At 43.7% G+C, this 14,195-nt stretch carries 6 protein-coding genes, 1 tRNA gene and 2 pseudogenes; 6 read left to right on the forward strand and 3 right to left on the reverse strand.

Annotated features, from left to right (window positions below):
* Positions 1–50: 50 nt before the first annotated feature.
* Positions 51–4,572 (reverse strand): annotated as a pseudogene (locus JMV76_RS15220) (exodeoxyribonuclease V subunit gamma).
* A gap of 457 nt (positions 4,573–5,029) precedes the next feature.
* On the opposite strand from JMV76_RS15220, the gene JMV76_RS00905 reads away from it, so the two are divergent.
* The 4 genes and pseudogenes from JMV76_RS00905 (at position 5,030) to JMV76_RS00920 (ending at position 7,867) form a co-directional block, all read left to right on the forward strand.
* Entirely contained in the window at positions 5,030–5,551 is a 522-nt protein-coding gene (locus JMV76_RS00905; protein WP_198330917.1) for a hypothetical protein, read from the forward strand.
* A gap of 69 nt (positions 5,552–5,620) precedes the next feature.
* The gene (locus tag JMV76_RS00910) at positions 5,621–6,424 is read left to right on the forward strand and encodes a hypothetical protein (protein ID WP_201501296.1); all 804 of its coding nucleotides are present in this window, start codon (positions 5,621–5,623) and stop codon (positions 6,422–6,424) included.
* 22 nt (positions 6,425–6,446) lie between these two features.
* Positions 6,447–7,660, forward strand: a pseudogene (locus JMV76_RS00915) (IS256 family transposase).
* Between the two features lie 134 nt (positions 7,661–7,794).
* Positions 7,795–7,867 (forward strand) — tRNA-Arg (locus JMV76_RS00920).
* A gap of 48 nt (positions 7,868–7,915) precedes the next feature.
* On the opposite strand, the gene JMV76_RS00925 is transcribed toward JMV76_RS00920, so the two are convergent.
* Positions 7,916–9,104 (reverse strand): IS3 family transposase gene (locus tag JMV76_RS00925; protein WP_201501297.1). Its coding sequence is split into 2 segments (ribosomal slippage): positions 7,916–8,843 and positions 8,842–9,104, totalling 1,191 coding nucleotides; the frame shifts between segments, so codons are not numbered across the junction.
* 52 nt (positions 9,105–9,156) lie between these two features.
* Entirely contained in the window at positions 9,157–10,362 is a 1,206-nt protein-coding gene (locus JMV76_RS00930) for an NAD(P)/FAD-dependent oxidoreductase (protein ID WP_265090255.1), read from the reverse strand.
* Positions 10,363–10,946: 584 nt separating this feature from the next.
* Here JMV76_RS00930 and urtA point away from each other — a divergent pair.
* Both urtA and urtB read left to right on the forward strand, forming a co-directional pair.
* Entirely contained in the window at positions 10,947–12,257 is a 1,311-nt protein-coding gene (gene urtA / locus JMV76_RS00935; RefSeq protein ID WP_201501621.1) for an urea ABC transporter substrate-binding protein, read from the forward strand.
* 138 nt (positions 12,258–12,395) lie between these two features.
* Entirely contained in the window at positions 12,396–14,195 is a 1,800-nt protein-coding gene (gene urtB, locus JMV76_RS00940) for an urea ABC transporter permease subunit UrtB (protein ID WP_201501298.1), read from the forward strand.

A 14,195-nucleotide genomic window follows, 5' to 3' on the forward strand; every position in this document is an offset into this window, starting at 1 on the left:
TATTATTTATTGGATCAAGAGAGCAGAAATCGATTATCCTAAATGACTAGCTAGCCATCTAAGTCAATTAACGCAGTAAACATCGGCTCATATAATGGTTGAGCCAATGTAGTCAATGCCCCTGATAAAGCCTTAAATGCATCTTGGTCACGCAGTACATATTGCCAAATGGCATGCTGCGATCAAGTATCATATACTGTGTCTGTATGATAGCCAGACCGTAACCAATCTGAAAAGTCTGCTCGTTTTGGCCAATAACTGCCGCCTTCACCATTTTCAGACTTTGAACACTGATCAAGGTAATTGAGTGCATATTCTGGGAGTAATGTAATAGGCACTTGCCCAGATAGCTTGGAAAAAATCGCCCATTTTATCAGCTCAATCACAGCATCTTCATACACAATTGGGCTTAGCTTAAATGCGATTACCTTGTCATATTTCTTAACTTGTGAGCTAGGCTTATTAAAGCGCCAAATACTCACCCCATCATTTAATGCCGCTTGCTCGGCAGTGGTACGTCTGGCCACTTGCCAATACAAATGTGATAACCAAAATTTGAGTAAATGCCTAGGACTGGCAGAATTGGGCAATATATTTAACCATTGCTTGGGTGATTGCTGAGCATAGGGCACGCTCGCCTGAAGGTGAGAATGGCTGCTATATGAATCTGTCGGTACTAATACAGGTACTGAGCCTTTGATCTTAATGATTTTCGGCAACAACTTGAGCAGCGTTTCTACCTCTTCGATATCTGCTTGGCTTTTTGACTCGTTATTAATACTATTTAGCAAGTTTGCCAGCTCTATCTGAACAGGATGCTCGGCGGTTGGCGTTAGTAGCTGCAAACCTGTCGTACCCTCTGCTCCATCTTCATTAGGTACAATATTTTCGCCAAAACTATTAGCTATTAACTGCTCTTTAAATTCCAAACATTGCTGTTGCAGTTTTTGTTGTTGATTGGGTAGCGTGGTCTGGCGAGCGACACCAGCGGGCATGATTTTTTGATACATCAGGATTGGAGTAGTAGTTTCAGCCGCTGCATTACTATTATTCTTACTCTCATCAGTAACCAACTGTTTAATCAAATAGTCTTTTATTTGATAGGTAGTCAAACTGTCTAAAAACAGCGGCTCTTGCTGCGACAGTGCTTCTTCACCTTGCACCACATGCACCTTTTGAGTACGCAAAAACGCTTTGGCAGGATGGCGCACTTGGTACGCCAATACTCCTTCAACGTCTATCTCTCCAATATTAAATACGCTATCAGATACAGCTTGGGTGAGCACCTGAGTCATATCACTGATATTGCTAGTATCAACAACACCCTCTAATGCCAATAGTTCAACCAATGCAGACAAGGTTTGGTTGTCTACTCGACCTAACTGACCCAAGCCTTGACCAAGCATCTTAGCGATTGCTTCGTACTGTGTCTTTGTGGGCAAGCCAACCAACTGTACCTGCTCACTAGACACTCTGCCCTTTAGTGTATCAAATATAGCTTGCCAAAGCGGCGCAGGCGGAAATTGCTTTTTTTGCGCCAATTTGGTTTTGCGCATGGCTTTACTTAAGAGAATGTCCAGCTCATCAATCATCTCAACAGGGCTGGAATCCTGAGCATTGATATTAACGTTGGCATTGTCATCAATATCAGAAGACGCTTGCTCAGAAACATTCGTACCTTCAATTTCTGTTTCAAACAGACTCTCATGAAAAGGCAGAGCAGGATGCTCAGTCACTAGCCACTGCTTAATCAATTTAGGCAAATAACGCTTGAGACTCTCGGTAGTGGGATCAATATTCTCAGGTAATGTCGCCAGCGAGTTCACCTGCCACTGCACCTCACCTTGCAAGAACTGTAGCAATTCGCTTACTGGGTTGGCTGGCAGGTGCTCGTGGGTGTCCGTCAGGCTTTGACCGTTGTAAAACATCCAGCATGCACTGCGTGCGCACAGCAGGGCATCTAAAAATGCGCCATTGTCATCATCTTCACTGACTCTATCACCGCGACGTGAGTTAGTCGCTTTCATCAAATCATAGCGGTTATCACGGTCACGCCCAGGGAACTCTGAGAGATCCATGTTGAGCATGACCACCAACTCAAAAGGCACGTTCCTTAAAGCACCAAACTTACCAAAGGTAATCACCCCAGTCGGCTCCGCACTGACTTGCTGACTTTCAAGCTCGTTTTCGATACTGTCTAACATAAAGCTCAACTTTAGTGGCAACTGCTCCACACCTGCCAGCTTTTGCTCTACTTCTCTGTTGTCGCTATCACCATTAGAGTACTGTCTATAGTGACGATTGGCTCGCAGACTGAGAGACAAGTGATTTAAATCCATTCATCGCATTGTAGATGGCTCGCATGGTACGTGTTTGATCCACATCACCAAAGTAACGATGAATCACTTGTCTCTCAATCTGATCGAGCCAATCTTCCGCTTTCATTTTTTGTATATGGTCATCCCGTCGTGCGACCAAACCGGTATAAATGCGGCAAAGCGCTTCAACAATCAACGCATCATTTAAGCTGACTTGTGGTAGCGGTAAAGTCATTTCTGGTAAGGCAGTGCTTGGCCATTCATCCTCATCTAAAGGATACAAGCAGTCGCTCAACTCAGCCTCTGGCATGACCAGACCTAGGGTCAATCTGTCTAACGCTTGCGCAAAACTAAAGCGATAGTCATAGTCATTACTATCCAAAGTTTGCTTAAGATGCAGCTCGTCGAAACCGCGAATAAAGCCTGCCTCTACCAACAAATCACAGCCACGGCTCATCTGCTCATGAGTCAGCCCAAAGCTTTCAAATAAAGGAGGCAACATAAGCCAATCTAAGACTTCAGCCGCTTCAAAACGGGCGCTATGGCTACCCAATAGCTTATAAAAACCAATAATAGCTTCCCATAACTGGCGAATGTCCGCATCAACAACACCCGTCACTTTAGCGGGCAAGGTCAAACCATCCTGACCTTTACCATTGACAAAGATAGAACCAATCAGCGCATGATGACGCTCGACATCGGGTAGCAGCACAACAATGTCAGATATATGACGTTTCTTTTCACCAAGTTTGATAGGTTCATTTAACCAACGACCAATCATAATACGCAGCACTTCAAGCTGACGCTGCAAACTATGACACGAATGAATGCTTAGGCTATTATCTTGCGAAGATATTGCCCAAAAACGGTCTACCTCAAAGCGCTTATTCTCTAACGCTTCATCTTCATACCAAGCTGTCTCTGGCTTATCTTCATCAAAGCTAGATTCTATTTGCTTACTTACCGCTTGCGAGACTGTAGCAGCCGTCGCTTGTTGGGTCGATTGCTCATCAAGCATCAGCACATCATTCTGCAAACGCTTTAACAGACTTGGATTGTTTTGGCTGTTTTGAGCGCTACTAGCATTATCAATATACTCAGTAGCAACCCCATGATTAGAACCAATGCTCAGCGTATCATCAAAATTATCTTGCCATTCAACCAGTGCGTCGTCGTATTGCTCATTACCTGACAGGTTAGCAAGCATGGCAAAAGCATCACGCGATTGCTTACCCAAACGCGACAGCAAACTGTGACCATAATCACGCAAGAACACACTCTCAGGGTTAATAATCTGCTGGCGTTGTAACCAAGATTTATCAACAATATCCGCCCAAAACAGCTTTGATGGGTTGTAATGCAATAACATGATATTCATGTACTTCGATAAACGCTGTAAAAAATCAAGCTCGGTCTGTGGCAACTGTTGAATGGTAAAAATGCGCAGTACTTTGGGCAACTGAGCACGCTCATTCGCCTTATTATCTTTCAAAGCCGACCAGAAGACATCTTCAAGTGCCACACGGTGTAGATGAACGTCAGCAAACAAATGCGACCATAAGAATCGTTGGGCGATTTCTAATTCAACATAATGCTCGACCAACCACTCAGGCGTGCCGCGCGCATACTTATCAAAGCGCAGGGATAAGGCGTCTTTATCCGCTATCAACTCACTTACGCTCAACGGCTTGTTTTGCGACCATAATGCCAACCAATCCTCACGGTGAGTCAAATAGCGGTTAAACACCCTAGCCAAATCGCTTGCCAGCTGCCAAATACGGGCATCTTGTTGCGCTTTATCCTGTTGTAAGCTGTCTTGTTGAGCAGTTGCCTGTGGGTCATCAATCAAAGACGCTAACAATGGATGAACTGGATGCTTTTCATCTGCAACAATCGCCTCTTGATAATAAGTCAAATACCCAAACAATCGCCACTGCATTACTGTCGGTGATAACACCGCCACTTCGGGTACATTTAGAGTTGTCGCTTCGGAGTCATTCTCTAACAAATATGCATTATGGCGGGTTAACACATCCTGCATGAGCGTCCACTGATACTGACCCCAAAACTTAGTACGTACCAAGGTACTAATCCCAGCACGACTGGCAATGGTTTTGTCCAACCAATCGCCCAATACCATTGAGGGCACAATAACAATAAAAGGCTCAAAAACAGGCTGATCCTTAGACTGATATTGCACAAGCAGTTGAGCAACAAGGTTTTCGGTGCGGTGCGATTGAATAATGGTAAACATAGAGAATGGTCTAATTGAAGTTATAATATGAGTGATAGTGTGATGTAGACGGTCGTGAATGCCTGAAATGGAATAGCATTTGCGTTAACTCTCTAATGCATATTGATGGCTGCTAAGGAATACCATGAAGGATACTCACCAATCTATGTTTCGCGGTCGTTACTACAATGTATTTCTGCTAGCATGGCTGTCATAAACACGATGCAAATGACAACAACGATTAACTATCATTGCATCATCAGTGATTATTTATAACAATCATAAAATAGGCTGCTGATTAGTGTGCCATCGATAGCTATCGTTTACTAGTATATGTGCCACTATTATAATATCTTACGACAGATAGTGTCGCATTGATAAGTCTCATATTTATGAATAGAGAAGTCAGTGCTGCTGTCAGATCAATTGCTGTAATTTTTATATCCATAACCCTTTTTTAACGGAATAATTTAATACTATGCCCTTGCGTCCCATTGATGCCATTTTCGTTCATCCTAAACGACGTTTATATGTTGTATACTATCGCGGTGAATTATGGCAATTGCCACGTATGAAAATTGACGACAGATCGTGGCAAAACAGACAGCCCTATACTGATGATAGTCGCTCGCTTTATTTGAGCATCCATCAAGCCATTAATGACCCCATACTTGCACAAAAACTGCGAACATTGAATCTGCCTGTCGCAGTGCGTGGGAGCACGCTGCCACGCTTTGAAGCATGGTGGGAAGCCCATGGTTTTGAATGGCTTAAAGACAAGCTTACGATGGGCGAATCGCCATTGGCTGCGCACCAAATAAAAGCCATTGACAATGATGTTACCTCCCCCTCAAACGATCAACCTGTGCTATCCAATCAAAATAGTACAATTAGTCATAAGAATACTAGCGAGAAAAAACTTTTACCTGATTCAGAAACCGATGTTTTTGCAGATATGCTTGCGGACTTAGCAGATGAAGTGTTACACCAACAGCTTTAAAAATAATACGTTATACACCGCATTTTATGTAAACTTGACACAAACCCATTAAGAGAAGAGCAGTAACATATGAGAGACTACAAGCTGCTACTGGCTGGGCTAATTTTACTGCTGCTGATAATCTTTATTGCAATCTTTACGTGGTTATGGAGCAATAACCGTAAAAATATAGACCCCCTACCGATCATGGCAAATGCAAATGAGCCGTCAGCCGCCACTCAAGACGAGGTAAACACCCTCACCGACAGTACTCTGTATATAAAGGCTGAAGAGGATTTACAAGCACCCTTGGACGATATCATCGTTAGCTTCGAATCTCGTTATCCTCATGTGCAGGTTGTGCCAAGTTATGTACCCGCCAGCGACCTCTTAACCTTATCAAACGCCAATCCTAGCGATAATGAACGCTCAGAATTAGGCGCTGATATAGACATGATCATCGCTAACGACAGCCTATCTGCAGACCGCCTCACACCGTTACAAGCAGAGCTAAAAACGTCTCAAGGTAAGATAAACCAAGACAAAGAAAATATCAGCAATACTGATGATAAAAAAGTAGATACTGCTGAGACTGGTGCCATTGAGACTGACAATGCGGAGGCACGTACCCTAAATTCTTTCAGCTATGCATTGAGAGACAAGCAAGCGCTTGAAGGGGTTATTTTGACAGAGAATACTGCTGCTATTAACTTTCGTAATTTTTTACTTTCGAGTACCGGACAAGATATATTAGAAAAGTACGATTATTATAATATCGAAGGTTATAAAAACAGTGTAAATGACTTGTTTAATCCAACATCACGTGCACAAAAAGCAGCAAATACCAACACTGTGAATGTGGGAGTTTCCCAAACTTTGTGTAACTGCTTATAATCCACTAACCGGAGAATAAGCAATGACTACTCAATCTGACATTAAAAAACTGGACGAGCAAATGGCCAGCAGCATGAACAGCTTTGATGATATCAAAGACTTCCAGAAGCAGCTCATGCAGTCGTTTATCGACACTGCCCTTGAAGCTGAGATGGAAGACCATCTTGGCTACCCCAAGCATGAAAAGGCGGATAAGCCAAACAAGCGCAACGGACATACTAGAAAGACCGTCCGCAGTGATAGCGGCGCGCTTGAGATCTCCACCCCAAGAGACCGTGATGGTGACTTTGAACCTGCGTTAGTGCGTAAGCATCAAACCCGTATCAGTGGCCTTGATGATAAAATAATCATGTTTTATGCCAAGGGTCAAACCACCACTGAAATTGTCGAAACCATCAAAGACATCTACGACGTTGATATATCAAGCTCTCTTGTCTCAAGAGTCACGGATAACCTCTTAGATGACATCACCGCATGGCAGAACAGGCCACTGAGCAGCATCTATCCTATCGTCTATTTGGACTGCATCGTCGTGAAGATACGTCAAGACAAGCAGATCATCAACAAGGCTATCTATCTAGCGCTAGGTGTTGCTCTTAACGGTAAAAAAGAGCTGCTTGGTATGTGGTTATCAGAGAATGAGGGCGCTAAGTTCTGGCTGGGCGTTCTCACTGAGCTACAAGACCGCGGAGTACAAGACATCTTAATCGCTTGTGTCGACGGCTTAAAGGGCTTCCCCGATGCTATCAACACCGTTTATCCCAACGCTCAGGTTCAGCTGTGTATCGTGCATATGGTGCGTTACTCCATGAAGTTTGTACCATGGACGGATAAGAAGGCCGTAGCGGCTGATTTAAAGGCCATCTATGGCGCTGATACGCTTGAGATGGCAGAGGCCAATCTTGAGCACTTTGATGAGGTGTGGGGCGAGAAATACCCGCACGTGGTTAAGTCTTGGCGCAATAACTGGGAGGGCTTAACGGTGTTCTTTGGCTACCCTAAAGACATCAGAAAAGCGGTTTATACCACCAATGCGATAGAGTCGCTAAACAGTGTGATTCGGACGGCGGTGAATAAGCGTAAGGTGTTCCCCTCTGATCAGGCTGCATTTAAAGTGGTCTATTTAGCAACTCAGCAGGCATCCAAAAGTGGTCTATGCCCATTCGTAACTGGACGTCTGCTTTAAATCGCTTTATGATTATGTTTGATGATCGTATTAGTAAGCATTTAATCTAAATGGCAGTTACACAGAATTTGGGATGGTCTCGTGAATGTCGCTGACGCCTTGAGTAATGGCAAGTAATGATAAAATCTTTATATTTTGTTGATTGCTTTTATGAGCGATTTTTCCTACAATGTTATTCCAAAATGCGCCTATAGCTCAACAGGATAGAGCAGTTGCCTCCTAAGCGATCGATCGGGGTTCGAGTCCCTGTAGGCGCACTATCAAACATTGTCAAAAGTAATCAAAAGACCTCATGTAGTGGTCAACTAATTTAGGACACCTGATAAGAGGTTTTGATTAAAGTAACGTCTTTCTGTTTCAGCTGGTGTTAAATAATTGTTGAAAGTGTGCGGTCTCACGGTTTGATAGTAGCCCCAGATATAATCACTAATGGCACTTTTAGCCTCAGCGATATTCTCATAACCGCCCTTTGGCATCCACTCTGTTTTGAAGCTTCTAAAGAAGCGCTCAGTTGGGGCGTTATCCCAACAATTTCCACGACGGCTCATACTCTGTGTCATACCGTCGCAATCATCGATTGATTCAGCAAATTTCTTACTGGTGTAATGCGTGCCCTGATCTGAGTGAAATAACACACCACTTGGTTTGAGTCTCGTCTGATACGCCATTTTCAGAGCGTTACCTGTCAGAATACTATCGGGTGAGTCTGAGACACTAAAGCCCACCACACGACGGGCGTACAGGTCTAAAACAACGGCTAGGTAACACCAGCCGCCTTTAATGCGAATATAAGTGACATCGCCCGTCCAGACTTGGTTGGGCGCCGTTGGGCTAAATCTGCGTTTTAAAAGGTTGTCATGGGTTTTATGTTCCTGATCAGCGTGCTTGTATTTGTGGGTCTTGAGCTGGCAACTGACCAGTTTCATTTGCTTCATAATCTTGGCAGCTAAGTAACGCGTTAGCCTAATACTGTGCTCATTCCACAGGATGGCGACAATGGTGCGAGCCCCAGCTGATTGTTTGGAGTCATTGAATATTTGACGTATCAAGGCTTTGAGTTTGACACGTTCAATATCGATAGGCTTAGTCTGTGTACCATAGTAGTAGCTGCTTTTAATGATGCCAAATAAGTCACATAGTCGGCATTTACTGACGCTTTTGTCTTGCTCTGCAAGCTTGCTTATCAGCGATAGCCGTTCAGGCTGTCCAAGGCCAGCAGAGCAGAAGCCTTTTTAATATGTCGCGCTCCATAGTGAGTCGCTTAACCTGCTTACGCAATTCTTGTAGCTCGCGTTGTTCATCCGTTAAAGCGTTGCCGACTTTAGGTGCTTGGCCATTCGTTTCTTGTCGATACTGACTCAGCCATTTCTGCAGGGCGGATTTGCCAATGCCAAGTGAGCTTGCTACATCAGGTATTTTACGCTTATGCTCAGTCACTAAGCTGATGGCTTCAAGCTTGAATTCTCGGGTATATTGATTGCGATTGTTGGTCATACTAGTTTCCTTCTTTGGGTTATTATAACCTCTTAGAAGCTGTCCAATTTTATTATGCCACTACAGTTTCTAGCTGTCTTTGTAAGTCGATACCAGCAAGAGGATGGTTTGGGTAATCTCGCTCTGGGTCAATGCCTACAACAATAGCACTGTTGGCGTTACGCTCGTTTCTTGAATATTGGCTCATGCCATTAGTGACAACACGACCTTCTTCTGATGCGGCGGCAACCACGGTTCCGCCTGGACACATACAGAAGCTATAGACAGAACGACCATTTTTACAATGATGAACCAGTTTGTAATCCGCAGCGCCAAGTATCTCGTTTCCAGCATTGTCACCAAAGCGTGCTTGGTCTATGGTTGACTGTTTATGTTCAATCCTAAAACCAATCGAGAAAGGTTTTGCTTCAACATACACGCCTTTATCATGGATCATTTGGAAGGTATCACGGGCGCTATGACCAACAGCAAGAACAACATGGTTGGTTTTTAAGGTTTCGCCAGTATTAAGGGTCACGCCAGTTACTTTTGAGTCAGTGATGTGCAAGTCGTCTACGCGAGTCGCAAAACGGACTTCACCACCAAGCGCTATAATCTCGGCACGCATTTTTTCTACCATAGTGACTAACTTATAAGTACCTATGTGCGGTTTACTGACAAATAAAATCTCATCTGGTGCGCCAGCTTTTACAAATTCAGTCATGACTTTACGGCCATAATGATTGGGATCTTTCACTTGGCTATATAATTTACCGTCAGAGAAGGTACCTGCTCCGCCTTCACCGAATTGTACGTTAGATTCTGTGTTTAATTTACGCTGACGCCAAAAGCCAAAGGTGTCTTTGGTGCGTTGTCTGACTTCATTACCACGTTCAATGATAATAGGTTTAAAACCCATTTGAGCCAGGGTAAGTGCTGCTAATAAACCACAAGGTCCAAAACCAATAACAACAGGACGCTCAGTTAAATCTTTTGGTGCTTCACCTACATATTTATAACTGGTGTCTGGTGTTGCCTTAACATGGTTGTCTGACTCAAACTGAACCAGTAAATCATTGGTCAAATTCGAATCGGTCAGTGTGATGTCTAGCGTATAAATTAATTGGATATTTCTTTTATTACGAGCATCATAACCACGTTTAAACATCACAAATGACGCCATTTGCTCAGCAGAAATTTTAAGTTTTGTCGTTATCGCAGTCGTTAAATCTTCAGGTGCATGATTTAATGGCAATTTAATTTCAGTTAAACGTATCATTGGTTACTCATAAACTCGTGTAGAAAACAGTCTCGCATTTTACTGGTACTGGTACAAATAAGCGAATAAATATTTTACTTACGCAGGGTGAATTTACGGTTTCTTCAGCATAGATCAGCATCCTATTATAAAAACTAAATGTCAGACTTCATCCCAAGCTAGCTACCAAGCCTAATGGCTAACGTGCTTTAGCTAAAAAAAACCTACCTTTAGTTAAGTTGACATCATTTAGTACGTTTGCTTCTTAATTTCCTTCTGTTCACACTTCCTGAACTCAAAAAAAAACATCGCTTCTGATGTCATCATTTTTTATACCGCTTTAGCATTCCTTAACCAGACATAAATGGTGCATAGAAAATCATAAAAACCAATTATGGTGCACAAAAGTGCCCTAGCTCCTGATAAAGACCAATATTGGTGCATTTGTCTAGTATTTTATATTGGCATAGATATTGAAGTATTAATAATAGTTAGGAATGGCTCGTTCACTCGGCCTACCATGCTGCTACTTTATCTTTCTGGAGAAATATATGTCTTTATTGCCAACGCTTATCACTGCTACTCCTATAAGTACAAATTATCGTATCGACTCAAAATTGACATCACGTTTGTCTCTACTAGCAGTAGCCGTTGTCGGCAGCTTAAGTCTTATGGGTTGTCAAAAACCTGCGGAAACCAGTGCAGAAACCAATTCTACCGCCACAAAAACGGACACCTCTGAGACGGCTGCTACCACTGCGGCAGATGGTGACACCATCAAAGTTGGTATCTTGCATTCTTTATCTGGAACGATGGCCATCTCTGAGACGTCATTAAAAGATACGGCGCTCATGACCATTGATGAAATTAATGCCAATGGCGGTGTGTTAGGTAAGCAGCTAGAGCCAATCGTCGTAGATCCCGCTTCTGATTGGCCGTTATTCGCTGAAAAAGCTCGTCAGCTGTTAACCCAAGATAAGGTGGATGTGATATTTGGGGGTTGGACGTCGGTATCACGTAAGTCTGTGCTACCTGTCGTTGAAGAACTAAATGGCCTCATGTTCTACCCCGTGCAGTATGAGGGTCAAGAACAGTCAGAAAACATCTTCTACACTGGTGCTGCACCAAACCAACAAGCTATTCCTGCCGTTGAATACTTAATGAGTCCAGAGGGTGGTAGTGCAGAACGCTTTGTCTTACTTGGGACAGATTATGTTTATCCTCGGACTACTAACCAGATACTGCGGGCTTTCTTAAAATCTAAAGGCGTCGCTGAAACAGATATCATGGAAGAGTACACCCCTTTCGGTTTTAGCAACTATCAGACCATCGTTGGCAATATTAAAAGCTTCTCTACTGGTAAAAAGACGGCGGTTATCTCTACCATTAATGGGGATTCAAACGTACCTTTTTATCGTGAGCTTGCCAACCAAGGTATTAAAGCGTCTGATATCCCAGTCATGGCATTCTCAGTGGGAGAAGAAGAGCTTCGCGGTATCGATACCAGCTTATTGCAAGGGCATTTAGCGTCATGGAACTACTTTATGTCGGTTAAAAATCCTGTCAACAGCGACTTCACTAAAAAGTATAAGAAATATGCGCTGGATCATAAGCTACCCAATGCTGACAAAGTCGTGACCAATGATCCTATGGAAGCCACCTACGTGGGTATCAATATGTGGAAACAAGCAGTCGAAAAAGCTGGTACGACTAATGTCGATAAAGTGCGCATTAGTATGGGAGGTCAGACTTTTGACGCGCCATCAGGGTATACATTGAAAATGGATGAGGAAAACCATCATTTATGGAAGCCTGTCATGATCGGTCAAATCCGTGCCGATGGTCAGTTCGATGTGATCAGCAAAACTCCAAAAGTCATTCGTGCTGAGCCATGGAGTCAATACATTCCTAAATAAGGTTGTGATCACCCAAGCCTTAGTCCCTAATCCTTAGCCCCTTAATGGTATCAAAACCAGCAACCCTTTAGCTCCTCTACTGATAAAACAGTTTTTAGTAGAGGTTAAAGGAGTGTTGACTGCAAAAAAGGAACCATCATGTCACATTACCCTTCCTATTATAAAAGTGACGCGCAAGCCAATTATTTTAACAAGACTTTTATACTCGCCTTACTATCTTTACTCCTCCTCATTGCTATCACATCAGCTGCTCATGCTCACGAGACATCAGCAGTACACAGCCATGGCGAGAAACTATCGACTAATACTGTGGCAGCGACATCCAATGCTGTAAGTGAAGAGACCTTACTTGCTCAAGACGACACCTTGCTTGCTCAAAACAAGCAGTCTCTTACTACGCCAGCTAATCTTGCGATAAGTAAAGGGGATGCTATCGAGCAGTTCGTTGCTGCTGACTTCACCATTCGCCAAACCATGCTCAACCAGTGGCCGGGGTCAGTTGAGAGTTTGGATACTTTAGTTGAGCTGATAAAAAACGATGAGCTGTACCAAGGTAATGGTGGGCAAACCTACCTACTTAACAGCGAAGATGAGCTATTTACTTATCCTGCTAAGCAGCTGACCACCGAGTGGCCTAGTGACTTGGCGCAAGTGACTTTGACCAATACGCTACGCTCAGCCTTAGTATTTGGACAAGCCAAGGTTAAGCTTGAGTCAAACGATCCTACGCAACGTGTGCAGGCAGTTGCCATCTTAGCGGACAATATCGAACAGCTAGATCCAGCACTCATAAGTACTGCTGCCACTAATGAGGAAGACGACGACGTCAAAACAGCGTTGAGTACTTTACAAGCGAGGATTGATTTTAGAGATGGCGACGTTACTACCCAAATTGCCGCGCTTACTGTGCTCGCTGATAGCGATAGCCCGCAGGTCTTAGTTGATGTCAAAAAAGCATTGACAGCAAATGATATCGATCCTGTACTCAAATCTGCGCTGTTAGACGCTGAAGAAAGTATTGAGCAGCGCATTACCCTCAGTACTTGGATAGGTCATCTATTCACGGGGCTTAGTACGGCAAGTATCTTACTACTGGCGGCATTAGGGCTGGCCATTACTTTTGGGCTACTGGGTGTCATCAATATGGCTCATGGTGAGCTCATTATGATTGGTGCTTACGCCACTTATATGGTGCAAAATCTCTTTCAAGCGTATTTTCCTAGTATGACTGGATGGTATTTGGTTGCCGCTATACCCGTCGCTTTCTTAGTCAGTGCCATTATCGGCATGATTATCGAACGAATCATTATTCGCCCGCTTTACGGTCGTGAGCTTGAAACCTTACTGGCAACCTTCGGTGTCAGTCTGATTCTCATGCAGTTGGTTCGGATGATATTTGGCGCGCAAAATGTCGAAGTCAGCAATGTCGACTGGTTGAGCGGTGCCTATCAAGTGTCTTCTAGCCTTGTACTTCCCTTCAATCGTATCGCTATTATCGGCTTTACCATCATTATTCTTATGCTACTGGTGTACTTACTGAACAAGACTCGCTTTGGGCTATTTGTGCGCGCTGTGACTCAAAACCGGCAAATGGCACGTGCAGTTGGTATCTCATCTGCTCGCATCGATATGTTGGCTTTTGGACTTGGCTCAGGCCTCGCAGGTCTCGCTGGCTGTGCTTTGGCGCAAGTAGGCAATGTCGGACCCGACTTAGGTCAAACTTATATTATTGATGCGTTCTTAGTCGTCGTGGTTGGCGGTGTTGGGCAAGTATGGGGCGCGGTATTGGCATCTTTAGGTCTTGGTGTCAGTGGTACGGTGCTTGAGATTGGCATTGGTGCTGTGATGGCTAAGATTGTGTTACTGGTTCTTGTGATTTTGTTTATTCAAAAACGTCCTCAAGGTTTATTCGCCCTCAAAGGCCGTTTTGTGGATTAA

This window comes from Psychrobacter cibarius (assembly GCF_904845955.1).
GTDB lineage: Bacteria > Pseudomonadota > Gammaproteobacteria > Pseudomonadales > Moraxellaceae > Psychrobacter > Psychrobacter cibarius_B.

Excerpts from the sequence above, each read along its gene's own strand:
- JMV76_RS00905 (WP_198330917.1), top strand. The coding sequence starts at position 5,030 with ATGCCCTTGCGTCCCATTGATGCCATTTTCGTTCATCCTAAACGACGT.
- JMV76_RS00910 (WP_201501296.1), top strand. The coding sequence starts at position 5,621 with ATGAGAGACTACAAGCTGCTACTGGCTGGGCTAATTTTACTGCTGCTG.
- JMV76_RS00930 (WP_265090255.1), bottom strand. The coding sequence starts at position 10,362 with ATGATACGTTTAACTGAAATTAAATTGCCATTAAATCATGCACCTGAA.
- urtB (WP_201501298.1), top strand. The coding sequence starts at position 12,396 with ATGTCACATTACCCTTCCTATTATAAAAGTGACGCGCAAGCCAATTAT.